Below are 22,783 nucleotides of genomic sequence, written 5' to 3'. Positions count from 1 at the left end.
GTATCGAGGTTTTTTAATATTATTATCTTTTTAGGTTATTCCTTTTCTGGAATTTCTTCTGTAAATTTAACTTTCTTAGGTTTTTCTGTACCTTCTTTACGTTCTAAAAGAGCCATGTAAAAACCATCAAATCCAGATTCTGATGCTAAAATCTTTTGATCTTTAATGAAAGTAAATTGCTTACCAATATCAGTTGTTAAAAAACGAGCTACTTGATCTTGATTTTCAGAAGGTAATATAGAGCAAGTTGCATAAACTAATTTACCACCTGGTTTAACAATTTTTGAATAACTTTCTAGTACTTCTGATTGTACTTTACGAATGTTATCGATAAACTCAGGTCTTAGTTTCCATTTTGCATCAGGGTTTCTTTTTAAAACTCCAAGTCCGCTACACGGTGCGTCAATCAAAACACGATCTGCTTTTTCATGCAGCTTTTTAATCACTTTAGTTGTGTCAATAATACGATACTCAATGTTAAAAGCACCGTCACGTTTAGCTCTTATTTTTAATTGCTTTAATTTACTTTCGTATAAATCCATTGCAATTAACTGCCCTTTGTTTTCCATTAAGGCCGCTATGTGTAACGTTTTTCCTCCTGCGCCTGCACAAGTATCCACTACTCGCATACCTGGCTTAACATCCAGGAATGCAGCAACTAGTTGTGAATTGGCATCTTGAACTTCAAAAAATCCTTGTTTAAAAGCATCAGTCATAAATACATTAGCTCTTTCTTTTAGCACTAATGCGTCTGGCTGATCTTTTAAATAATCAGTATCTATATCTAAGTCCATTAAGATTGCTCTCAATGTTTCTTTTGTAGTTTTAAGTGTGTTAACCCTAAGGATAACTTTAGCTGGTTGGTTTTGAGCTGTAATCTCTTGAGCCCAAACTTTTTCACCTAATTCTTTTACTCCTAATTCATCCATCCAATCTGGTATAGATTCTTTAAGAGCTCTCACTTTTGATAATTCATCAAAACGTCCCTTAATCTTTCTTTCAGGTGTTCCTTCTAATTGTCTCCAATCAGGGATTGGGTATCCTCTAAGAACTGCCCAAACTGAAAACATTCTCCAAAGGTTATCTCTATCGAATGGCTCTTTTACCTCGGCGATCTCGCCATATAATCTTTTCCATCTTACGATCTCGTAAATTGTTTCAGCAACAAATTTCCTGTCAGAACTTCCCCAACGCTTGTCTTTTTTTAGGGCTCTGGCCACCACTTTATCTGCATATTCTCCTTCATTAAATATTGCATTCAAGGAGTCGATTGTAGTATAAACTAAATTTCTGTGTAATCTCATTTTAATTAATTGAGGTGCAAAGGTACTATTAATTGGTTGAAAGTTATATTTTTAAATATGATTGTTGCTTTTAAATTTAATCATAAAAAAAACACTGCTGTAAAAAGCAGTGTTTTGTATTCGTATAAGACTAATTCTAGTTATTTTACTCTTGTTAGTCCCATGTTTTCAGGTATATGTAATACCATTGGGAATTTTTCTATTTTAACGGAACTACTATCCAGTCCAAAAGCGCTTTCTTCGGAAAGACATATCTTTTTAATAGCAAAATAAGTACTCATTATAATATTTTCGTGCCATTTCAAGACATTATCGTTCGATAAGAATTTCTCTGACAACACAAATTTAAAATCACCAATAATATTATTTTTATTTAGTGACTCGTAGCGACTGGTGATATCTACCTCTCCATTTTTAACCATATCTTTAATGACTTCCCTAAATAGCAGGTTTATCTTTGTTGGCTCTCTAAAACCTAAATTAAAATCAATACGATATAGGTCATCTTTTAATATTTCACTTACTCTGTATTCTGTTTTATAAGGTTCGGACAAAATATTAACGTGAACAAACCAATAAATATCTGCTCTTTTAGGTCTTTTTTGTAAAATAGAATACATTACTTTTTCCTCAATTTCATCTGCTCTTCCAGCATTCGTCATATAGACTAAATGTGTAGCATATTTTGGGATAGATAAATCAGCGCTTAGTTCACTAAGTACTTTTTTGTAATCGTTGATTTTTACAATTTTAGTGTAACTTTTATTTATTTTTTTTGCTGTGTACCAAATGAACATCACACTTATTAATAGTAAAGCAATAATCAAAGTTACATATCCGCCTTCGGTAAATTTTGTGATATTTGCTGCTAAAAAACTAAATTCAATTACCAAGTATATTGTTATCAAAGGTATCATGAAATACAGTTTTACTCTTTTCATGATTAAATAGAAATTAAGTAAAATAGTAGTCATTATCATACACAGAATAATAGCTAAACCATAAGCATGCTCCATGTTACTTGACTCTTCAAAATGTAAAACGATACCAACACATCCTATAAATAAGAGCCAGTTGATAGAAGGGATGTACAATTGTCCTTGCACTTCTGTAGGGTACTTTATTCTAACTTTAGGCCAAAAGTTCAAACGCATAGCTTCATTAATCAGAGTAAAAGAGCCGCTTATAAGTGCTTGCGACGCAATAACAGCTGCCATTGTAGCGATTACAATTCCAAATGGTTGGAACCAATCTGCCATGATTAAATAAAACGGATTACCATTATTACCTCCCAACGATTGCAATGTTTCTCCTTCATGATGAATTAAAAATGCGGCTTGTCCGAAGTAATTTAAGATTAAAGCGGTTTTTACGAAGATCCAACTTATTCTAATATTTTTTCTACCGCAATGTCCCATGTCTGAATACAGCGCTTCTGCTCCCGTAGTACACAAGAAAACGAAACCTAGAACAAAAAAACCGTCAGGATGAATACGCAATAATTGGTAAGCGTAAAAGGGATTAATAGCTTTGAAAACTTCAGGATGTTGTACGATTTGCAATATTCCAAGTACACCAAGCATGGTGAACCAAACTAACATCATGGGAGCAAAAAACTTACCAACTAATTTAGTTCCAAATTGTTGGATAACAAATAGAATAAATAAGATCCCTATGACAATGGGTATTGTATTAATCTGAGGGTAATAAGTTCTAATCCCTTCTACAGCTGAAGAAACAGATATTGGCGGGGTTATAATTCCATCTGCAAGTAACGCACTTCCACCAATGATAGCGGGAACAATCAGCCACTTGATTTTAGTTTTTTTAACTAAAGCATATAAGGCAAATATACCACCTTCTCCATGGTTGTCTGCGCTTAAAGTAATTAAAACATACTTGATGGTCGTTTGTAAGGTAAGGGTCCAAAAAACAGCTGAAATCCCTCCTAATACTACATCTGCATTTATTGTGTGTGTGCCAAGGATGGCTTTCATTACATATAAAGGAGAAGTTCCAATATCACCATAAATTATACCTAAAGAAATCAATAAACCTCCAAGTGTCCACTTAGAATGTAGGTTCTTGCTCGATGCGCTCATGTATTTATTTTAAAAAACTTGTCAAATTTACTGATTTAAAATAGAACTGACTTCTTTATTCTTAAAAACAATAAAAAACACGGTCTATTTAGACCGTGTTTTAATTTGATTGAATTTTTATATATTTCTGTTGCCGTTTCGAGAATTATTACTACTACCTCTGCCTTGAGGGCTACTCTTTTGAGCTTCTGTTCTTTGAGTAGGAGTAGAAGTTCTAGAGCTACTACTTCTGTCTGGCGAACTCTGTCTTTGAGGCATCGTTCTTTGTTGTTCGTTTTGCGGAGTACTTTGCCTACTAGTAGAAGTTCTGTTTTGAGAATACTCTCTTTGCGGTGTCACAGTACGCTCCGTACTTTGCGTGCGACTTTCTCGATTAGTATTACTTCTATTTTGGGAATAATCTCTTTGCTGACTTGAGCTGCGCTCTGTGCTAGGTGATCTATTTTCTCTCGTTGCAGTTCCTCTATTTTGAGAATTATCTCTTTGTCCTACTGAGGCTCTAGCATTGTTTTCTCTAGTCGTGTTGCCTCTATTTGTCGAGTAGTCTCTCTGGTTAGCGCTTCTTTGCTCTGTACTTCTTGATGCGCTGTTACTTCTTGAAATAGTTCCTCTATTTTGAGAATAGTCTCTTCCTGAATTTTTAGAGGCTATTTCTCTCCTGTTATCATTGTTTCTAGAGTAATTTGCAGTTGATCTTGTTCCTCTTCTTTGATCTAATTCATATCTATTTGTTACTGCTACATTTCGTCTCGAAAATGAATAATTAGGATGTTGCCTTTCATATCCGTTAGATCGTCTACTGTTGTAAACTAATACAGCACGTGAGCTACTTCTTGTAGAAACGTAATTATAAGAATTATTAAAATTCAGATTTATATTAATATTGTTTCTATATCTAAAAACTGGATAAGGATTCCAGGCTGTGTAATATCTTGGATAATAATTCCAATACCAATTAGAAACATAAGGACGATAATTTACTGACCAAAATGAAGCATAAATTACAGGTGCAGTATAGTATACTGGCTCGTAAATGTAATTAGGACCATACATGTATTCATTACCCACAATTTGCACTTGTATTTTATTAGAACGATTTCTCTCAATATCTATAGTAGCGACATCTTGATAAACATCTCTATCCAAAACAGACTGAATGATTACAACGTGTACGCTTCCCTCTACTGTTTCTATCACCCTTAAATAATCAACCTCATTATCATCATTCAAATCCAAGTTTGAAATTTGGAATTCGGGGTCGTTTAAGCGTCGTTCAAAATCAGCAAGATCTCTTGAGTCACCAAAAATATCCGCAACAGCTCTTAAGTCTAAATTGTCACTGATATCATTGTTTACCGCATTTACTCTAGTTCCACTTTGAGCTTGCATTTGCGAACCCAAAAAGGCAGTCAATAGACTTAAGATTATTATTTTAGTTTTCATATTGGGTGTTTTTATTTGTAACATTTTTAGAATATCCAATTACTGTGCCAATTAAAATTATGAGGTATTGCTGATCTAAAATATAATTGTAATTTAGCTACCCACTAATACTTTTAGCTATGAAAATTTTCTATCGGATTGTTGCTGTTTTTATTCTTTTCAATTCTTTTCAAACCGCAATAGTAGGTCAAAATACAAAAGGTGGTAATCAATTTAATGATGTAAAAATTGATACTTTGTTTCAAGATAATAGTAGTATTAGAGCGATAGTAGTTGATGCAAATAAAATTTGGTACGCCGCCAATAGGTCTAAATTTGGATATTATGATTTAGATAAGAATGAAAAGAAAGAAAGTTTGATTCAAGGAGATTCTCTCAATTTGGAGTTTAGAAGTATAGCTCAGAACGTCAAAAATATTTTTTTTATTAATGTGGGAAATCCAGCTTTCCTTTACAAAATTGATAAAGCGAGCTTGCAACCCACGATCGTATACGAAGAAAATCATGAGAAAGTTTTTTATGATAGTATGCAATTTTGGAATACTAATGAAGGTATCGCTATGGGGGATCCAACAAACAATGTTTTATCAATTATCATCACCAGAGATGGAGGTCTTACTTGGAATAAACTCCCTGCTGATATCCTTCCTAAAGTTGTTGCGGGAGAAGCTGCTTTTGCCGCTAGTAATACTAACATTATTATAAAGAGAGATCATACTTGGATTGTATCAGGGGGTGTGAAATCGCGAGTGTTTTATTCTCCAGACAAAGGACTGTCTTGGACGGTTTATGAAACACCTATAGTTCAGGGGCAAGCAATGACCGGAATATTTACGGCTGATTTCTATGATGCTAAAATTGGCTTCATTGCAGGAGGTGATTATACTAAGCTACAACAGAATTTCGGGAATAAAGCTATCACTTCGGATGGAGGTAAAACATGGCAGCTAATTGCAGAAAATGAAGGTTTTGGATATGCATCTTGTGTGCAATACGTTCCTAAAAGTGATGGAAAAGGTTTGGTAAGCGTTGGCGCTTCGGGTTTGTTTTATTCATCAGATAGTGGTTCAACTTGGAAGCAGTTGGCTAAGGATACATCACTTTATACCTTACGATTTATTGATAATCATACAGCAATTGCAGCAGGTAAAAATAAAATGATTCGAATTCAATTTTTAAAATAAAAAAAGCCCAATTCTTTTTGAGAATTAGGCTTCTTGTTTCTGTTATTTTTTTGATTTGTATTGTTGTAATAGCTTACGATTAAAATCTTCTTCCGCTTTTTTAAGTTTTAGAATTTTAACGGCGGTCAAGACTTCTTTTAAATCATTTGAAAATTTAGTTCTCAGATTAAAAAGCTCTTCTTCGCTATTTTCTATTTGATTCAATAGGGTACTTGCATCTCTTTCGGTCATTTTACCAAGAGCGTCATCATTTATTCTGCTTTTGTATGTCCTCATTTTTTGGTGTCTAATTTCGAATTGTTTGTCATCGAAAGTATTATAGATTGGCCAAAACTTTTCAGCTTCCTTTGTGCTTAAATCCAATTCAGCGGTTAAAAAAGATACTTTTAAGGACTTGATTTGTTCTTTTTTATCTTTAATATTCGAGCTCTGAGCATAAAAGCTAAATGAGGTAAGCAATAACAATATCGGAAGAATTTGTTTGATATTCATTGTGTTTAAAATTTAAATATAATAGCGTATAATCTTTTTTTTTTTTAATTTACTCTAACAATAACTGTTCGAGATTTCCATTAGTGACAAGTATGTCTTCAATAGTATTATTTCCTAATGAGTTATCATCTAATGCTACATTCGTTTTTATAGAATTAATATCGTCCTCGTCTAAAGCATCTATCAAATCAAATTGATTAATATTTGATTGGTAGCTTAAGTAATTTTCAAGGGTAACACCATCAATCTCTTTTGATAATGGAGCAGGAGTGTTGATAATAGGAATTATAAGTGCTATAGCCACTATAGCGGCAACAAGCAGCATTACTATATTACGCCTCTGTGAAATTGATACAACTTTTGTTTCCTCTTGAGGTAATTTTTGTATCAAATTTTGGGCGAAAGTTTCAAAATAATCATCAGGAGCTTTAAAGCCTGATTGTATTTTTGGACTGTTATCTAATTTAAATTCTTTCATGTTACTAATAAGACTGTATTATTTAGAAAAGGTTTAACCAGTAGTTACAATTAATTCGATCTTTTTCACCGCATGGTGATAAGATGCCTTTAATGCTCCAACTGAAGTACCTAAAATTTCTGATATTTGTTCGTACTTCAATTCTTCAAAGTATTTCATTTTAAAAACAAGTTGCTGTTTTTCTGGCAAAGTAGCTATTGCTCTTTGAAAAGCTATTTGCATTTCATCTCCATCAAAATCAACATCTGCTTCTAAGTTATCAATTGCTTTATTTTGAACTGCTTCAGAGGTTGTTCCTCCTTTTTTTGCTTTTTGATTTAAGAAAGTCAAAGATTCATTTGTTGCAATACGATACATCCAAGAAAATAACTTACTTTCACCTTTAAAATTTTTTAAATTTTGAAAAATTTTTATAAATGTATTCTGAAGGACATCATCAGTGTCATCATGATTTATTAAAATAGTACGGATATGATGATACAATGGTTTTTGATAATCAGACAAGAGTTTTTGAAACGCTTGATTTTGCGTTTTTGGATTTAATAACTGTTTTATAAATTCTTTTTCTTCCTGCAAGACTATGGTTTGTTTTATTAGAGTAGAATTTATGAATTTGGTTTAATTGAAATTTGTAAAAAAATTAAAATTCAAATTCTTCCTCGATCGCCTTAGGGGCTATAGTGTTTTTTGATTCCACTTTTTTCTTCGCTTTTGCAGGATCACTATTTTTAGCTGGCAAAGGTTCAGCACTTGCTGCTGAATCAGTTGAAGCTTGCGGTGATGGTATGTACTCCCTAACCGGTTGCACTTTTGGTAGCAATGGAATATAGATTTCAGTTATCCATTTTGATGGATTTCTAACCTCTGATCTCCCTTTTTTATACATAGCTATAAAAGCATATTTAGGGTCTCTTTGTACTTGTTTTTGATTTAAAACAGCTAGTGCTTTGTCGTAGGCCTTTTTCGTGTGGGAGTAGTCACCAGTAAGCGTTACCTTAACTGCTTCAAAATTCACTAATTTTCCTGAATTGATATCGCTACCGGCGCTTAGAAAAATTTCGCTCTCAATAGGAAGGGCTATTGATATTTTTGCTAATCCTAAAATAGTGTCGTAACTGTGATAAATAATAAAAGGATTTCCATTACTATTAATATCATTGTCAGCACAGAAAGAGGTAATCTTGGGAACAACTATTTTGAAATTTTTATTTATTTTAGAAATTTCACTTGTAAAGGTTTGTGCTACGTAATATAATTGCGGTTTAGTTACCAGTCCATCATCTTTAATAGAGAATGTTTTAATTTCGTAAACTAAATTCTTATCAAGGTTTACTAGGCTTTTTTCATACATTGTACCAATTACTTTGTCAACTCCACCGTTCAAGGCACTGTATATTTTAAAGAAAAAATCCATTTTGCCTTTCGTACTCCATGTTACTTTTGTTCCTCCAATTGTGTCTTTAAATTTCCAATTTACTGTTGACGTATTGCCATCAAAATTCATTCTTTGAGCAATACTATCGTTTTCTTTTGTAAAAAGAGTTACCATATTACCAGCACCCTCTTTTCCTTCCCAGCTATAGGAAGCTCCCTTACCTGAAGTGTTTTCTGGGTATCTAAACTTCATTTCAGGATCTTGATCAGACCAAGTTCCAAAATCTTCCCAATTGCGATAATCGTTGACATAATTATAAACAGATGTGGTAGACGAATTTATTATTTTACTTCTTTCAATTAAGAATTCACCTTTTTGTGTAGCTATAAAAATGGATAGCGCAACTAAACTTAGTAAAAATAAAAGGAAGAGATACTTTAATATTCTCATAATAAATGAATTGTTAGGTGCGGTAAAGTTAGAAATTTTATTAATATTCTAAACAAACTCTAGGTGTTTTATGGATTTGCTAATTGTTTCAAATAACTATCCTTCATCATTTATAATAAATGTCATCTTAAGTAGTTATCAAAAGAAGTAATGGTAAATACATAGTTAAAATGTAAAGTATTATTTTCCAGCGTTGTATCGATTAGGGTAAGACTTAATTATAGAAATGAAAAAGCACTTCACACTATTGAATTAAAAGTTAAATATTTTTTTCTTTCGCTAAGGCAAATTGATTAATCATCAAAACTATCTTTGAATTCCTGTTTTGTGATAAATAATACTGTATTTAAAATACTAATGTTAAAATAGGAACTAGGTTTTGTGAGCTAATTTTATTAAAACTAACGCTTGAAGAAGATTTTAATCACGAATAAGATTCCAATAAAAATAAAAAAACCAATCAAAATTTTATAATTGCCTTTGTAAAACTGTTTGTGTGTCCCAATATCTTTGCGATAAGAAAACACCATGGCTATTACGAAAGCAATGAAAAAAGCACCTGCAAATAATAATTGACCTAGACTAAACATAATTTGAAAATTTTACTGCAAAAATAGGCAATTGTTTAATAATACTTACTATTTTGCTACTTCATTTACTCAATTAATATATTTATGCAAAAGCAAATAAACGCTGTAAAGGAATTTCATACTGCCTTTAAAATTGGGTACAGTCAGACCCCAAAAGCCGATTTAGGTAAAAATAAAAACAAGCTTCGTTTTGATTTAATGAAGGAGGAAAATGAGGAGTATCTAGAGGCTGTAAATAATAACGATTTAGTAGAAATAGCAGACGCATTAGGTGATATGATGTATATTTTGTGTGGTACTATCGTTGAGCATGGGTTGCAAGATAAAATCGAAGCTGTCTTTGATGAGATACAACGTAGTAATATGAGTAAGTTAGATATAGACGGGAATCCTATTTACCGTGAAGATGGTAAAGTAATGAAAGGTCCCAATTATTTTAAACCAGATTTTTCAAAAATACTAGGTAAATAATTTTTACAAAAAAAAAGCGATTTCTGTGAGGAAATCGCTTTTTACTATATAGGTACTAATTATTGTACTTGAACTGTCCAACCAAAAGTATCTTCGGCCAACTTGTTCTGAATATTTGTTAATTTTTCCTTAAGTTGGCTAGCGTATGAATTCTCAATTTTGGGAAGTTCGTAATACACTTCTTTATAAGAGAAACCAGCAATAGGATTTACAACCGCAGCCGTTCCTGCGCCAAAAATTTCTTTTAAAGATCCGTTTTTAGCTGCTTCTACAAGCTCAGACACTAATACTGAACGAACGTCTACTTCTATTCCCTCTTTTACTGCCAAGTCAATCAAACTTTTTCTAGTAATACCATCTAAGATTCTCTCGCTTGTGGGAGCAGTCATCAAAGTGTCATTAATTCTAAAGAACACGTTCATCGTACCAGCTTCTTCTAATTTGGTATGAGTAGAATCATCAGTCCAAATCACTTGTTGAAATCCTTGCTTGTTAGCCAAAGTTGTTGGGTAAAACTGTGCAGCGTAATTTCCTGCAGCTTTCGCAGCTCCAATACCACCGTTTGCTGCTCTAGAGAAATGTTCTGCAATAAGAACTTTTACTTCACCAGAATAATATGATTTGGCAGGTGATAATAAGATCATGAATTTATAATCTTCAGAAGGATTTGCCATTACACCTGTCCCTGTTGCGATCATGAAGGGTCTAATGTACATCGAACTTCCTTTTCCTTTTTTAATCCAATCGTTATCTATTTTTAAAACTTGATTTAGTCCTTCCATAAAAATAGCTTCTGGTACCTCAGGCATCGCCATTCTCGCTGCAGAGCTGTTAAAACGTTTGTAGTTTTCATCGGGTCTAAAAAGCCAAACAGCATCATTATTATCTTTGTAGGCTTTCATTCCTTCAAAAATAGCTTGACCATAATGAAAAACTCTTGCTGATGGATCTAATAAAAAAGGCGCATAAGGCTTTATAACAGGAGTTTGCCATTGTCCATTTTTGTAATCACATTCCAGCATATGATCAGTGAAAACAGATCCAAATTGTAAGTTTTCAAAATCGACTTCATTGATTTTTGTTTTGGCCGCTTTTTCAATGTCAATTTTAATGGTTTGAGTGGTGCTCATAATGTATTATTTTATATTGTTTTGATTTTTAGTACGATTGTCGTCAATAAAAATCAGTTTAATGTAATTAACTTCTTTATTTGGCGTAAAATTAAACAAAAAAGCATGAATTCATTACTAAAAAAACAGGAAACATCCATTTAAATGTGATTTATTTGTTTTTTTTAAAATAGACGTTAAACTGTGATATTTTTGCGAAAAATTCAGTTAAATTAAATTATTTACATGTAATTGTATTAATTTTGATCACTGGATGCGAGTATTAAGCAAAAGGAATAAACCTTTAAGAAGAATTTTATATTTTGAAAAGAGAAATTATACAAACCCTAGATGGTTCGACAACCATACATATTGAAGATTGGGATGAATGTTATCATTCTAAACATGGTGCAATTCAAGAGGCAGAACACGTATTTATCAAAAACGGACTCTCCTTGTTTAAAGACAAAAGTATTTCCATTCTTGAGATTGGTTTTGGTACAGGATTAAATGCCTTTATTACCTATTTACAGAGTAGCAAATTTAATCAAGTCATTGATTATGTTGGAGTAGAGGCTTATCCCATAACGTCAGAAGAGTTGAAAGCAATGAATTATGTTGAGGAATTAAAGGCTGAAAACAAAAGAGACTTGTTTGATTTGATGCATCAAAGTGAATGGGGAAATAAAATACGAATCGATGAAAACTTTTATTTAAGTAAAAGGCAACAGTTTTTTCATGACATTGAAGACAAAGGTAGTTTTGATTTAATCTATTTTGACGCTTTTGGTTACCGCGTACAACCTGAGCTTTGGAGTACCCTTATTTTTAAAAAAATGTATGAGGCATTAGCTCCCAATGGGATTTTAGTAACCTACGCCGCTAGAGGTGTTGTGAAACGAAGTATGATTGAGGTTGGTTTTACCGTAGAAAAATTAGCAGGGCCACCAGGTAAAAGAGAGATGTTTAGAGCTACAAAAGGTGTAGTGGAGTAATTATTTGTCACCTATTTCAAGAATTTATTGTACACCTAATGCAATATAAAAGTAAAAATTAAGTTAAAAAATAAGGTTGTAATTGTAAAAAATGTAGATTTACAAAAAACTAAGAAAACTTAAAACTAAATATTAAACTTAATTAATTATGTCAAAAGTCATGTTTGATTACACAAAATCAATTCTGGAAAGAGTTAGTTTTGATCCTGTACTTTTTTGTAAGGAATTAGAGAAAGCTATAAATGTTTTATTACCATATGAAATGGAACAATTGAAAGAATGGCTTTTTAGTTTTACATTGGAAAAACCAGAATTAAAACAATGTTTACTAATTGTAGCTTCATAAATATAAAAAGGAATCCTAATCAAGGGTTCTTTTTTTGCAAACTATTCTCGTTAAAAATATGAAAAATGGCATTTTAACGGTATTTTGTGTTTTTTAACGGTATTTTATATTGTACTTTTACAGAGAGTTTATACATTTACGTATGATTATTAAATAATAACTTTAAATTTGTTGGTTATGGCGAGAATGATTTATGATTATACTAAGACGGTTCTTGAAAGAGTAAGTTTTAACCCTGATCTTTTCAACAAAGAACTTAAAAAAGCTGTTAAAAATTTACTTCCATACGAGATGGAGCACCTGAGGAATTGGCTCAATTTTTTTACTATGGAGAAACCAGAACTCAAAGAATGCATTTTAGTAGTTATTAAAGAAGATAAGAAATAGAAAAAGGGAATCTAATTTTAGATTCCCTTTTTCTATTTCTTATGTCAAGTTTTTTTATTTCTTATGTAAAGGACTTATTATTTGAACATTTTGAAAAACGATCGCTCCTTTAATTACTCCTGCGATAGTGCTTCTCAGTGCATCAATAATTTGTATTTTTAATTCGCTTTTAGGGAAAATAAGACTTACTTCTCTTGCTGGCTTGGGTTCTACGAAATGGCGCAATTTAACTTTATCCGATTCTTTTAAGTCTAACGTATGTAAGTAGGGTAATAATGTGGTACCAAGACCTTCATCAGCTAGTTTTATGAGCGTTTCAAAACTTCCGCTTTCAATTTGAAAATGATTATTATCACTATTGTTACTGTTTTTACACAGGTTAAGGATACCATCTCTAAAGCAGTGACCATCTTGTAGTAATAAAATTTCGTCAACATTTAAATCGTTTATTTCAATTTCCTTTTTTTGAAAAGAATGATGGTTCTCAGGAATATAGGCAACAAATGGTTCAAAATACAATACTATCTCTTTAATTTTTTCCTCAAGTAGAGGTGTAGCAGCAATGGCCGCGTCTAAATGGCCATTATTAAGTTTTTTTATTATTTCGTCAGTATTTAGCTCTTCGATGATGAGCTTTACCTTTGGATATTTTTTAATGAAATTATTTAAAAACATAGGTAAAAGTGTTGGCATAATGGTTGGAATTATACCCAATCTAAATTCACCACCAATAAACCCTTTTTGCTGTTCTACTATGTCTTGTATACGATCTGCCTCGTTAACAATGTTTTTTGCCTGTGTTACAATTTTCTGACCTATATCTGTAAGTTGTATTGGTTTCTTTGTTCTATCAAATATTTGAATACTTAACTCCTCTTCAATTTTTTGAATTTGCATGCTCAAAGTCGGTTGAGTAACAAAACATTTCTCTGCTGCAAGGGTGAAATTTTTGTATTCAGCTACAGCTAATACATATTTAAGTTGTGTGATTGTCATGTTTTATAGTAATTTCTGATACAAATATAAAAACAATCAATTTGTTTTATAGGCTAAAAGCAATCTTTCGTGCGTATATTTGGTAAAAAGAGCACTATGAAAAACAATATTTTAGGATTACCCGTAAAAGAATCAGAAGTAATAGTAACAGAACTAAATGCACTCTTAAGTAATTTTCAAGTTTATTATCAAAATTTAAGAGGTATTCATTGGAATATTAGAGGAAGACGGTTTTTTGATTTGCATGTAAAGTTTGAAGAGTTGTATAATGACTCTCAACTAAAAATTGATATGATTGCTGAGCGTGTCTTGACTTTAGGTGGTACGCCTTTACATACTTTTGAAGATTATATTAAAAATAATGAGTTAGCAGTTGGGAAAAATGTTTCAGTTGATGTAGAAGCTATTAATTTAATTGTTGATTCTTTATCTCATTTACTCAAAATGGAACGTAAAATATTAAATGCATCGGGCGATATAAATGATGAAGGTACTAATGCAATGATGAGTGATTTTATTGCAGAGCAGGAAAAAACAATTTGGATGATGCAGGCATGGTTAGAGGAATAATGTAACTTCTTCAAAGAAAAAAGTCGCGAAGATAGAATTATCCTTCGCGACTTTTTTTATGGTATCTCTTTTGTATTACTAAAAAAAATTGTAGCATTGTGTTGTTTAAGTGAATTATCACCTATTTTTGCAGGTAATGAAAGTAATAGCGCGCCTTTTTTTATTCTTATTTATAGCTTTTTTATCTACGCCAGCAATCCTGACAGCTATAGATAAGTCTGCTAACACGTCCATGTTTTTTAACGTTTCCGAGGAAGAACACGTCAAGAAACAAGTCGTTAACTTTACATATGTAAATCTTTTTCAATCAATGGCTGCCGAACGCATAATTGCCAAGACAACCAAGATACATTTTGCATCTTTGAAAAAATATGATAAAATATCAAGAATTATTTTTTCTCCACCTCCAAATTTAGTGTAATACATAATTGTGAGCCCAAATGGGTACTAGAGCTTCCGTTGTCAAAAATGTAGGCTAATCATTTTTTAATGTTATTACATATCATGTCAAAAAAATTCAATCTTTTTTCAGACTTTAAATCCGATTTTGCATCGGGTTTAGTTGTCTTTTTAGTTGCTCTTCCTCTGTGTCTAGGAATTGCTTTAGCCTCTGGAGCACCGTTGTTCTCAGGTATTATTTCTGGTATCGTTGGAGGTATTGTTGTGGGGTACTTAAGTACTTCGCATTTGAGTGTTTCAGGACCAGCAGCAGGTTTAACAGCAATTATACTAACCGCAATATCAGATTTAGGGGCATTTAATATTCTTCTATTAGCCGTTTTTATAGCAGGTTTAGTACAATTGGCATTAGGTTTCTTAAAAGCAGGAACAATATCTAATTATTTCCCTAGTAACGTTATAGAAGGAATGTTAGCCGGTATAGGTCTAATCATTATTTTAAAACAAATTCCGCACGCCATTGGATTAGATTCTGATTTTGAGGGTGACCAAGCCTTTTCTCAGATTAATGGGGAAAATACATTTACGGAGTTATTCTCGATTTTTGATTATTTCCAGGTCGGTTCAATAATAGTAACAGCGGTATCGCTTGCGATTTTGATATTGTGGAATAAAGTTTCCTTTTTAAAGTCATTAAAAGTAGTGCCAGGAGCCTTAGTTGCTGTTGTAGTGGGTGTTTTGCTTAATGAATATTTCATTCAAACAGGAAGTAGCTTCACCATTAGCAAAGATCACCTTGTAAGCTTGCCAGTACCTGAGAGTTTTGACGAGTTGAAAGCTATTTTTGTATTACCTGATTTTTCAGCAATTACAAATTCTAAGGTTTGGGTTGTAGGTTTTACCATAGCGATCGTAGCTTCCATTGAAACTCTATTGTGTATCGAGGCAGCAGATAAGATGGATAGTCAGAAACGTTTTACTGATACGAATGTTGAACTTAAAGCACAGGGTATAGGTAATATGATCAGTGCAATGCTTGGTGGTCTACCTATGACATCAGTAGTTGTTAGAACATCTGCAAATAACGCCGCTGGTGCAAAATCAAAACTATCTGCAATAATACACGGTGTTTTTCTTTTGGTGAGTGTTTTTGCAATTCCTACAATTTTAAATAAAATACCATACGCAACTTTAGCAGCAATTCTATTATTAGTAGGTTATAAACTAGCCAATCCTAAGACTTTGAAACACTTTTGGCAGAAGGATAAAATTTATCAATTTATTCCTTTTCTTGCTACTTTTGTATTTGTTGTTCTAACAGATCTATTGAAAGGTGTTGCTATTGGTTTAGTAATCAACGTTATTTTTATTTTAATAGGAAATTCAAAAAGAGCCTATAGTTTTAGAAAAGAGGAATATCATGATGGAGATATCATTCATATTGACTTAGCACAAGAAGTTTCTTTCTTAAACAAAGCTGCTATAAAATCTACCTTAACCGATCTTCCAGATAATTCAAAAGTGGTTATTAACGCTAGAGAAACTGCCTATATTGCTCATGATGTATTAGACTTAATTAATGATTTTAAGCAAATTCAATCTCGAGAAAGAAATATTAAGGTGAAATTAACGGGGTTTAAAAAGGCGTATAATATTGAGGATTCAGAGCCTTTCAAAAAATCAGTTACTGTAGAGCATTACGATGCTTTGAAGAGGAAAATAGTTACAACTAAAGAGTAAAAAGTATAATTTAAAATTAAACACAATGAGCGATTTTTATAAGAAAATATTAGATAATAATAAAGTTTGGGTTGAGGAGCAATTAGCAATGGATAAAGACTTTTTTAAAGATTTATCTGTGGGTCAAAATCCACCTTTATTGTGGATTGGCTGTTCTGACAGTCGTGTACCGGCAAATGAAATTATAGGCGCTAAGGCAGGAGAAGTTTTTGTGCATAGAAACATTGCGAATATGGTAGTTCATACTGATATGAACATGTTAAGTGTTTTAGATTATGCTGTTAATGTTTTAAAAGTAAAGCATGTAATAGTTTGTGGTCACTACGGTTGTGGTGGTATAAAAGCAGCTATGGGTAATGATTCTATTGGAATTATCGATAACTGGATTAGACATATTAAAGATGTTTATCGTTTGCACGAAAATTATTTGAATTCAATCGAAGACCTAACAGAACGCTTTAATACATTTGTAGAAGTAAATGTAAAAGAACAAGTTTATGATTTATCTAAAACTTCTATTGTTCAAGGAGCCTGGAGAAATGGTCAGGACTTAACGGTTCATGGTTGGGTATATGGATTAAATTCAGGTTATGTTACAGATTTGCAGGTGAATATGAGTTCTAATGCTGATCTAGACGAAGTTTACCAACTAAAATTCTAAGATAGCGTAGCTAAGATTATAGAATAATAAATAGGCATTCCTAAAGTTATATTAAAGGGAAATGTAACTGCTAATGCCATTGGCAAGTACAAACCCGGGTTAGCTTTAGGAACGGCTATTTTTAAAGCAGCTGGAACTGCTATATAGGAAGCACTAGCGGCCAAAATGGCAAAAATAAAGCGATTACCAATAGAGTCAGTTATCATATGGCTGCATAGGGCAACAATACAACCATTTATTAGTGGAATAGCAATTGCAAAAAGTACGGCAAACCAACCGCTCTTGATGAAATCCTGAAGTTTTCGTCCACTCACAATACCCATATCTAGCAGAAAAATTGATAAAAAACCTTTAAACATATCTGTTGTAAATGGTTTTATACCCATTGCTTGCTCTTCACTAGCCAAAAAACCTATCACTAAGCTACCCAAGATTAATAAGACGCTACCGTTTGTAAAGGAATGTTTTACTAATGATAGTAAAGTAGTTTTGGGCTCCTGTTGTTTATTAAAAAGCCGAATTAAAATTACGCCTATAATGATTGCTGGTGCTTCCATTAATGCCATTACGGCAACCATATGTCCACTAAATTCTTGACTTTGAATTTCTAAAAAACTCGCAGCAGTTACAAAAGTCACTGCACTTACTGATCCGTAAGCAGCCGCAATCGCACCCGAGTCGTAGCTGTTAAATTTTCGTCGTAAAATAAAATAGGAGTAGAAAGGTATCGCTGTAGCAATTCCTATTCCAAATAATACCGACCAAACAATTTCTAAGTTGAAATTACTGTGGGCTAATTCTTGTCCACCCTTGAATCCGATGGAGAATAGGAGGTATAGAGCAATAAATTTGGAGGAATTTGGAGGAATTTCTAAATCGCTTTTTAATCTAACGGCTATGATACCTAATAAAAAAAAGAGTAATGCAGGATTTGTTAGATTATCTAAAAGTAGATTTAAGTTCATTTTATTTTGTTTTTGTTGCGCGTGATAAGCGATCGTTGATTGAGTTCCCTAATTCATTTTCAGGAAAGTAGGAGGCGATAATAATGTCTAGGTCTAAATTGTCTAAGCGATGCATGGCGGCATATAGGTTTTTAGAGGCTTCTTTTAAACTTCCACTTTCAGATAGAACTTCCACGACCATCATAGGATTAGGAAAAACGCTTTTAGTAAAGCTAATAATTCCTATTTTTTTATTTTCATATTCTCGTACAGTCGACTGTAGATCATGTGATAAAATTATTTTTGTATGTGGAGCATAATGTCTTGAAAGCATTCCTGGAGCTTGCGGAGCAGTGTCATTTTTTAAAAGTTTTTTAAGAGGTCCAATTACAGCTTCAATTTCCTCGACAGAAATCGCTCCTAAGCGGTATAAAATAGCTTCACCCTCTTCAAAGCCAATAATAGTAGACTCTATTCCATTAGCGCAAGCGCCACCATCTAGAACCATTTTTACAGTAGATTCAAAGTAGGCCGCGACGTGGTTTGCTGTAGTAGGACTAATTGATCCAAACGGATTTGCACTTGGTGCCGCAAGCGGAAAGTTTAATGATTTTAATAGTGCCAAAGTAAGCGGATGGTTTGGTACTCGCACTGCAACAGTGTTTTTACCAGCTGTTATAAGGTCTGGAATGGTGTCCTTTTTCTTTAAAACTAATGTTAATGAACCAGGCCAAAATGTTGTTGCTAATACTCTTGCTTTTTCAGGAACTTCAGAAACAATGTGGTCTAGCTTTTCTATAGAGTCAATATGAACAATTAAAGGATTGTAAGAAGGACGCTTCTTTGTTTCGAAAATTTTACTAATAGCAGATTCGTTGTATATATTACCAGCGAGGCCATAAACGGTTTCAGTAGGTATAGCTACTAATTCTCCTTGTTCAAGAATATTTTTAGCGTCTTGTATTGATGTAGAAGTTTTAATCATTTAATTAAGGGTTACAATAATCGCAATACGTAGGGTCTTCAGTTCTTTTTTGTTTAGGATAAAATTCTTCTTGAGTATATCCGCATGTTGTACACTCGTTTAGATGACTTAAAATAGAGCGTGTTGGTAAGCCGCAACTGCTGCATGGTAAACCAGCATTCACACGCACTACATCAAATCCAGGGATGCAACATCGAGGACATTTTTTATTAATTTTCTCGATGAGTTTTTCTACTGCTCTTGCTATAACATTCATCCTTGTGGGATTGTAGATCGCTCGCATATCTGTTTCGGCATAAGCTTGCCCGTAGTTGGTTTTCAGTTGTCTGTACTTTTGAAGTAACAAAACCTCACTTTGAATTCCTTTGTATATCTGACGGGGATTTTTCGCTTTATCTTTTAAGATGATAGCATGCGAAGGGAATTGTATTTGTTGTGCAAAAGCAAGCAGCTGCTGTTCGTTATTTATTTGTTCGGCATTCAAATTGGTATTTAAACTTAATTCACGTGATACTATTTCTAAGTTATTTCTATAATCTTTGAGCATGACTAGTTCGTCATCAGCATGAGCAAAAAGTAAACTTGGATGTCCACCAAAAGAACCTTCATTTGCAATCACTAAATCACAATTAGAGTGTAATCGTCCTTGATCACATTTCGCCCTAATTGTTGTTAGAGGATCATATTTACGTAATATCTCCCCTGAGAAAGTACCTAAATTATCTGTTTCAAAATCATCCATTGTGAAACAAACTACCCCCAAATTTTTTTCGATCAAAGGTAGTATTACAGCTTCTTTTTGGTGTTTAGTAGCAATAAATAATTTTCTGTTTGCGAACATTTTTTAATCCTCAGCGGTGATAGTTATTGTACCTTGAATTTTAAGTTTTAAATTCTGTTGACTGGCTTGTTCAAAAAATGAATTTAAATCGTTTTTTGATTCAAGAAGTTGCGCAACTCTCTTACTCGAATGATCTAGATCTTTATTAAATCTAATATGATTACTAAAATCCTCTCGGTTATGGAAATCTACTTTGTAATTAATTAAAGCTGTTAGAACAGTATTAGCATCTTGGGCCGTAAAAACCCCATCTATTAATTTAAATTGTTTCAAATCTTTCATTTTGTTTAGTTTTTAGTTTGACTTGTAGCTAATAATATTCCAGCGCCCAGAATCCCATTGCTTAAAACACTGTTATCAACGAAGGAAAAGTAGAGCCCTATAAGCAATGTTAAAAGTCCAATAATAAGTTTTGTTGTTTTGAACCCTTCAGAAAATGTGGTATTTTTCATGATTTTGTTTTTGTATTAACTATTTATCTAGTTTATATTGGTATTTTGCTTTTTCTCTTTTTGTTTTCCTTAGCCAGAAACAATTGCGATTTAATACTAGTTTTGTTTTATCGTTTGTTTCTAATAGAATTATTTTCTTTGCAAATCTCTACTTTAGTATTCATATATTTTTATTTATATTTGTAATGACATATATAAAATATTTTTATGAATTACACCTTGCATCAATTACAAGTTTTTTTAAAAGTTACTCAAACAAAAAGTATTACAAAGGCAGCAGAGGAATTGCACCTAACGCAGCCGGCTGTATCGATACAGTTGCGAAATTTTCAAGATCAATTTGAAATACCCCTAACGGAAATTATTGGAAGACAGCTATATGTAACTGATTTTGGTAAAGAAATTGCTATTGCCGCAAATACCATTTTAGATGAAGTATATGCTATAAATTATAAAACAATGGCATTCAAAGGGCAGCTTTCTGGTCGTTTGAAGTTAGCAGTCGTATCGACGGGTAAATATGTTATTCCTTATTTTTTATCTGGTTTTTTGAAAAATAATTTGGCAGTAGAATTAGAAATGGATGTCAATAATAAAACAAAAGTAGTTAAAGCTCTAAAAAACAATGAAGTCGATTTTGCTTTGGTTTCCGTTCTTCCCAAAGATTTAGCGATTGAAAGTGAGGTTTTACTTGACAATAAACTAGTATTAGTAGGTGATACCAATTTAGAAAGCATGCCTCAAAAGGAGATAACAAAATTTATATCTAGCACCCCCTTATTGTTTAGAGAAATGGGCTCGGCAACACGTATGGCAATGGAAGGATATATCAACCAAAAAAAAATACAGTCAAAAATGGCTATTCAGTTAACATCTAACGAAGCGGTGAAACAAGCTGCAATCGCGGGAATTGGAATTTCTATTATGCCTTTGATTGGGTTAAAAAATGAATTGGATAATAGACAGCTGCATATAATTCAAAGTAGTGGTTTACCAATGGTAACTAATTGGAGATTAATTTGGTTAAAGGGTAAAAAAATGAGTCCAGTGGGGTCCGCATTTTTATCTTATATTCAAAAAGAAAAGCAAGCCATTATAGATGAAAAATTCTCATGGATTAATAATTATTGATCATCTAAATTTTCATTGAATGCAGATGGTAACATCTTAGGAATAAACTTAATTAGAATTGGTAATAGTAAGCTGCCTCCAGGTAATAAAAAAATGGTTAATGATGGTATTGTTTTGCAAATATCCAGCAATTGTTTTTTTACTTTCTTTTTTTCTTTTTCATCTAAATCTCTACGTGTAGAGTAGGCAAGTAGGAGCACTAATTCCTTACTTTGCATGATTTCTTTCGCTAATCGATTTTTATTACGAGTGATAAGTGTAATAACTGATTGTGTAGTCTGGTCGTAAAAATGTTTAACGGGATTAGAGTAATTAAAGTAACGAATTTCTTTTTTATTAGTTCCTATAAAATGATCCGTATTGTAGATACTTTCAATTACAAAATTATCATCGATATTTAGTATTTCAGCAAGTTTATATAAAAAGTAAGCTTCTTCATTTTCTATTTTACCATCACTCCACATAGCCATTCCAGCCATGTCAATCATGTAATATTTTTCTAAATCCGATTCGAAGTAACCAAGTTGTAGGTCCTCTAAATTCTGAACACTTACTTTAGAAAATTTGCTGTAGCGAACGGATGCTTCAAAAAGTTTAATTAATAAATCATCATAGTTTGTTTTTTGCGATTTTGTTTTTAGCGCAAGGGAAACAATACTCAAAACAGTCTCTTCTATTTTTTTTAGATATTTTTCGGGGATAGTACCGTGAAGTAAATATTGTCTAAAAGCTAGTATGTCAATAAATAACAATGCATTAGTAACAATATGCGAAAAATTCTTGCTTATGATGTCAATATTTGTCTGAACACGATCATCAATCATTTTTTCTAAATTGAGAGATGGTGCTCCATTTGGTAAAACCTTTTTAAATAGATTGAAACCTTGTGGATTCATTTCGTTATAGAACGAAAGTGCTTTTTGAATAAATTTTTCAGGATTATTATCTTGCGTTGTAATGCCATATAAGGAATAGAGCGTACTTAAGAGAGCCACCTTTGGTAATTCATTTTGTACCCAACCTTCAGTAGCTATGGGAGTAGTAGTCTCAAAAGACACAATATGCCCGTATATGAAACCAGTTTTTCTAATTTTTTGATAAAACAAATCCGTACTCATGGCAATAGCCTTCTCTGAGAGTTTTTGCTTAGTAAAATATTTAGCGATCCATCCTGGCGCCGAAGGGTTAATCATGGCTTTTTATTAAAGGTACAAAGCTATGCTTTTTTATGGTTTTGTGTGAAAACTAATCTTTAATTAATAATCAAATTAACTTAATTTGTTATTATTGTACTAACACTAAATCCTAGATTTATCTCGATTCTAAAAAGTTCATGAT

24 protein-coding genes are annotated in these 22,783 nt (G+C 32.5%); 9 read left to right on the top strand and 15 right to left on the bottom strand.

The window, feature by feature from the left end; genetic code table 11:
• Positions 1-35: 35 nt before the first annotated feature.
• The 3 genes from H8R22_RS11545 to H8R22_RS11535 form a co-directional block, all read right to left on the bottom strand.
• Positions 36-1,304, bottom strand: coding sequence for an RsmB/NOP family class I SAM-dependent RNA methyltransferase (locus H8R22_RS11545; RefSeq protein WP_187010543.1), 1,269 nt, complete (start codon positions 1,302-1,304; stop codon positions 36-38).
• Positions 1,305-1,444: 140 nt separating this feature from the next.
• Positions 1,445-3,406, bottom strand: a complete 1,962-nt coding sequence (locus H8R22_RS11540) for a KUP/HAK/KT family potassium transporter (protein WP_187010542.1) — start codon at positions 3,404-3,406, stop codon at positions 1,445-1,447.
• A gap of 117 nt (positions 3,407-3,523) precedes the next feature.
• Entirely contained in the window at positions 3,524-4,849 is a 1,326-nt protein-coding gene (locus H8R22_RS11535) for a hypothetical protein (protein ID WP_187010541.1), read from the bottom strand.
• Positions 4,850-4,968: 119 nt separating this feature from the next.
• Between H8R22_RS11535 and H8R22_RS11530 the strand changes: the two genes are divergently transcribed.
• The gene (locus H8R22_RS11530) at positions 4,969-6,033 is read left to right on the top strand and encodes a sialidase family protein (RefSeq protein ID WP_187010540.1); all 1,065 of its coding nucleotides are present in this window, start codon (positions 4,969-4,971) and stop codon (positions 6,031-6,033) included.
• 42 nt (positions 6,034-6,075) lie between these two features.
• Here H8R22_RS11530 and H8R22_RS11525 read toward each other — a convergent pair whose 3' ends face one another.
• From H8R22_RS11525 to H8R22_RS11510, 4 genes are all read right to left on the bottom strand, one after another.
• Positions 6,076-6,525, bottom strand: coding sequence for a sensor of ECF-type sigma factor (locus H8R22_RS11525; RefSeq protein ID WP_187010539.1), 450 nt, complete (start codon positions 6,523-6,525; stop codon positions 6,076-6,078).
• Positions 6,526-6,574: 49 nt separating this feature from the next.
• Positions 6,575-7,003 (bottom strand): hypothetical protein, encoded by a 429-nt coding sequence (locus tag H8R22_RS11520; protein ID WP_187010538.1) that lies wholly within the window; start codon positions 7,001-7,003, stop codon positions 6,575-6,577.
• Between the two features lie 33 nt (positions 7,004-7,036).
• Complete coding sequence (locus H8R22_RS11515) at positions 7,037-7,579, bottom strand: RNA polymerase sigma factor (RefSeq protein ID WP_187010537.1); 543 nt, start codon at positions 7,577-7,579, stop codon at positions 7,037-7,039.
• A gap of 64 nt (positions 7,580-7,643) precedes the next feature.
• The gene (locus H8R22_RS11510; protein ID WP_187010536.1) at positions 7,644-8,828 is read right to left on the bottom strand and encodes an SRPBCC family protein; all 1,185 of its coding nucleotides are present in this window, start codon (positions 8,826-8,828) and stop codon (positions 7,644-7,646) included.
• 674 nt (positions 8,829-9,502) lie between these two features.
• Here H8R22_RS11510 and H8R22_RS11505 point away from each other — a divergent pair.
• Complete coding sequence (locus H8R22_RS11505) at positions 9,503-9,889, top strand: pyrophosphohydrolase domain-containing protein (RefSeq protein ID WP_187010535.1); 387 nt, start codon at positions 9,503-9,505, stop codon at positions 9,887-9,889.
• Positions 9,890-9,948: 59 nt separating this feature from the next.
• Here the strand turns inward: H8R22_RS11505 and H8R22_RS11500 are convergent, their stop codons facing one another.
• Complete coding sequence (locus tag H8R22_RS11500; protein WP_187010534.1) at positions 9,949-11,019, bottom strand: branched-chain amino acid aminotransferase; 1,071 nt, start codon at positions 11,017-11,019, stop codon at positions 9,949-9,951.
• 302 nt (positions 11,020-11,321) lie between these two features.
• Here H8R22_RS11500 and mnmD point away from each other — a divergent pair, with 302 nt between their 5' ends.
• The 3 genes from mnmD to H8R22_RS11485 all read left to right on the top strand — a co-directional run bounded on the left by mnmD (position 11,322) and on the right by H8R22_RS11485 (position 12,726).
• On the top strand, positions 11,322-11,993 hold the full coding sequence (gene mnmD, locus H8R22_RS11495; RefSeq protein WP_187010533.1) for a tRNA (5-methylaminomethyl-2-thiouridine)(34)-methyltransferase MnmD: 672 nt from the start codon (positions 11,322-11,324) through the stop codon (positions 11,991-11,993).
• 148 nt (positions 11,994-12,141) lie between these two features.
• Complete coding sequence (locus H8R22_RS11490; protein WP_187010532.1) at positions 12,142-12,339, top strand: hypothetical protein; 198 nt, start codon at positions 12,142-12,144, stop codon at positions 12,337-12,339.
• A 177-nt stretch (positions 12,340-12,516) separates the two neighbouring features.
• Entirely contained in the window at positions 12,517-12,726 is a 210-nt protein-coding gene (locus tag H8R22_RS11485) for a hypothetical protein (RefSeq protein ID WP_187010531.1), read from the top strand.
• A 54-nt stretch (positions 12,727-12,780) separates the two neighbouring features.
• Here the strand turns inward: H8R22_RS11485 and H8R22_RS11480 are convergent, their stop codons facing one another.
• The gene (locus H8R22_RS11480; protein WP_187010530.1) at positions 12,781-13,722 is read right to left on the bottom strand and encodes a LysR substrate-binding domain-containing protein; all 942 of its coding nucleotides are present in this window, start codon (positions 13,720-13,722) and stop codon (positions 12,781-12,783) included.
• Positions 13,723-13,818: 96 nt separating this feature from the next.
• Here H8R22_RS11480 and H8R22_RS11475 point away from each other — a divergent pair, with 96 nt between their 5' ends.
• The 3 genes from H8R22_RS11475 to can all read left to right on the top strand — a co-directional run bounded on the left by H8R22_RS11475 (position 13,819) and on the right by can (position 17,092).
• Positions 13,819-14,292, top strand: coding sequence for a Dps family protein (locus tag H8R22_RS11475; protein WP_187010529.1), 474 nt, complete (start codon positions 13,819-13,821; stop codon positions 14,290-14,292).
• Between the two features lie 504 nt (positions 14,293-14,796).
• Positions 14,797-16,431 (top strand): SulP family inorganic anion transporter, encoded by a 1,635-nt coding sequence (locus H8R22_RS11470; RefSeq protein ID WP_187010878.1) that lies wholly within the window; start codon positions 14,797-14,799, stop codon positions 16,429-16,431.
• Positions 16,432-16,456: 25 nt separating this feature from the next.
• On the top strand, positions 16,457-17,092 hold the full coding sequence (gene can, locus H8R22_RS11465; RefSeq protein ID WP_187010528.1) for a carbonate dehydratase: 636 nt from the start codon (positions 16,457-16,459) through the stop codon (positions 17,090-17,092).
• On the opposite strand, the gene H8R22_RS11460 is transcribed toward can, so the two are convergent.
• The 5 genes from H8R22_RS11460 to H8R22_RS11440 are packed head-to-tail and all read right to left on the bottom strand — an operon-like array spanning position 17,089 to position 20,314.
• Positions 17,089-18,057 (bottom strand): sodium-dependent bicarbonate transport family permease, encoded by a 969-nt coding sequence (locus H8R22_RS11460; protein WP_187010527.1) that lies wholly within the window; start codon positions 18,055-18,057, stop codon positions 17,089-17,091. The genes can and H8R22_RS11460 overlap by 4 nt on opposite strands.
• A gap of 1 nt (position 18,058) precedes the next feature.
• Complete coding sequence (locus H8R22_RS11455) at positions 18,059-19,021, bottom strand: L-threonylcarbamoyladenylate synthase (protein ID WP_187010526.1); 963 nt, start codon at positions 19,019-19,021, stop codon at positions 18,059-18,061.
• A gap of 4 nt (positions 19,022-19,025) precedes the next feature.
• Positions 19,026-19,862 carry a DUF6671 family protein gene (locus tag H8R22_RS11450; RefSeq protein ID WP_187010525.1) on the bottom strand — a complete coding sequence of 279 codons (837 nt, stop codon included), beginning with the start codon at positions 19,860-19,862 and terminating at the stop codon, positions 19,026-19,028.
• 3 nt (positions 19,863-19,865) lie between these two features.
• The gene (locus H8R22_RS11445) at positions 19,866-20,144 is read right to left on the bottom strand and encodes a hypothetical protein (protein WP_187010524.1); all 279 of its coding nucleotides are present in this window, start codon (positions 20,142-20,144) and stop codon (positions 19,866-19,868) included.
• A gap of 5 nt (positions 20,145-20,149) precedes the next feature.
• Positions 20,150-20,314 carry a hypothetical protein gene (locus H8R22_RS11440; RefSeq protein ID WP_187010523.1) on the bottom strand — a complete coding sequence of 55 codons (165 nt, stop codon included), beginning with the start codon at positions 20,312-20,314 and terminating at the stop codon, positions 20,150-20,152.
• 207 nt (positions 20,315-20,521) lie between these two features.
• Between H8R22_RS11440 and H8R22_RS11435 the strand changes: the two genes are divergently transcribed.
• Positions 20,522-21,445 (top strand): LysR family transcriptional regulator, encoded by a 924-nt coding sequence (locus H8R22_RS11435; protein WP_187010522.1) that lies wholly within the window; start codon positions 20,522-20,524, stop codon positions 21,443-21,445.
• Here H8R22_RS11435 and H8R22_RS11430 read toward each other — a convergent pair.
• Complete coding sequence (locus H8R22_RS11430) at positions 21,439-22,638, bottom strand: LETM1-related biofilm-associated protein (protein WP_187010521.1); 1,200 nt, start codon at positions 22,636-22,638, stop codon at positions 21,439-21,441. The two genes, H8R22_RS11435 and H8R22_RS11430, sit on opposite strands and share 7 nt — an antisense overlap.
• Positions 22,639-22,783: the final 145 nt, after the last annotated feature.

It is taken from the genome of Flavobacterium kayseriense, assembly GCF_014305095.1.
GTDB lineage: Bacteria > Bacteroidota > Bacteroidia > Flavobacteriales > Flavobacteriaceae > Flavobacterium > Flavobacterium kayseriense.
This window is presented reverse-complemented; position numbering and strand designations above follow the sequence as displayed.

Excerpts from the sequence above, each read along its gene's own strand:
- H8R22_RS11545 (WP_187010543.1), bottom strand. The coding sequence starts at position 1,304 with ATGAGATTACACAGAAATTTAGTTTATACTACAATCGACTCCTTGAAT.
- H8R22_RS11540 (WP_187010542.1), bottom strand. The coding sequence starts at position 3,406 with ATGAGCGCATCGAGCAAGAACCTACATTCTAAGTGGACACTTGGAGGT.
- H8R22_RS11535 (WP_187010541.1), bottom strand. The coding sequence starts at position 4,849 with ATGAAAACTAAAATAATAATCTTAAGTCTATTGACTGCCTTTTTGGGT.
- H8R22_RS11530 (WP_187010540.1), top strand. The coding sequence starts at position 4,969 with ATGAAAATTTTCTATCGGATTGTTGCTGTTTTTATTCTTTTCAATTCT.
- H8R22_RS11525 (WP_187010539.1), bottom strand. The coding sequence starts at position 6,525 with ATGAATATCAAACAAATTCTTCCGATATTGTTATTGCTTACCTCATTT.
- H8R22_RS11520 (WP_187010538.1), bottom strand. The coding sequence starts at position 7,003 with ATGAAAGAATTTAAATTAGATAACAGTCCAAAAATACAATCAGGCTTT.
- H8R22_RS11510 (WP_187010536.1), bottom strand. The coding sequence starts at position 8,828 with ATGAGAATATTAAAGTATCTCTTCCTTTTATTTTTACTAAGTTTAGTT.
- H8R22_RS11505 (WP_187010535.1), top strand. The coding sequence starts at position 9,503 with ATGCAAAAGCAAATAAACGCTGTAAAGGAATTTCATACTGCCTTTAAA.
- H8R22_RS11500 (WP_187010534.1), bottom strand. The coding sequence starts at position 11,019 with ATGAGCACCACTCAAACCATTAAAATTGACATTGAAAAAGCGGCCAAA.
- H8R22_RS11490 (WP_187010532.1), top strand. The coding sequence starts at position 12,142 with ATGTCAAAAGTCATGTTTGATTACACAAAATCAATTCTGGAAAGAGTT.
- H8R22_RS11485 (WP_187010531.1), top strand. The coding sequence starts at position 12,517 with ATGGCGAGAATGATTTATGATTATACTAAGACGGTTCTTGAAAGAGTA.
- H8R22_RS11480 (WP_187010530.1), bottom strand. The coding sequence starts at position 13,722 with ATGACAATCACACAACTTAAATATGTATTAGCTGTAGCTGAATACAAA.
- H8R22_RS11475 (WP_187010529.1), top strand. The coding sequence starts at position 13,819 with ATGAAAAACAATATTTTAGGATTACCCGTAAAAGAATCAGAAGTAATA.
- H8R22_RS11470 (WP_187010878.1), top strand. The coding sequence starts at position 14,797 with ATGTCAAAAAAATTCAATCTTTTTTCAGACTTTAAATCCGATTTTGCA.
- can (WP_187010528.1), top strand. The coding sequence starts at position 16,457 with ATGAGCGATTTTTATAAGAAAATATTAGATAATAATAAAGTTTGGGTT.
- H8R22_RS11460 (WP_187010527.1), bottom strand. The coding sequence starts at position 18,057 with ATGAACTTAAATCTACTTTTAGATAATCTAACAAATCCTGCATTACTC.
- H8R22_RS11455 (WP_187010526.1), bottom strand. The coding sequence starts at position 19,021 with ATGATTAAAACTTCTACATCAATACAAGACGCTAAAAATATTCTTGAA.
- H8R22_RS11450 (WP_187010525.1), bottom strand. The coding sequence starts at position 19,862 with ATGTTCGCAAACAGAAAATTATTTATTGCTACTAAACACCAAAAAGAA.
- H8R22_RS11445 (WP_187010524.1), bottom strand. The coding sequence starts at position 20,144 with ATGAAAGATTTGAAACAATTTAAATTAATAGATGGGGTTTTTACGGCC.
- H8R22_RS11440 (WP_187010523.1), bottom strand. The coding sequence starts at position 20,314 with ATGAAAAATACCACATTTTCTGAAGGGTTCAAAACAACAAAACTTATT.
- H8R22_RS11435 (WP_187010522.1), top strand. The coding sequence starts at position 20,522 with ATGAATTACACCTTGCATCAATTACAAGTTTTTTTAAAAGTTACTCAA.
- H8R22_RS11430 (WP_187010521.1), bottom strand. The coding sequence starts at position 22,638 with ATGATTAACCCTTCGGCGCCAGGATGGATCGCTAAATATTTTACTAAG.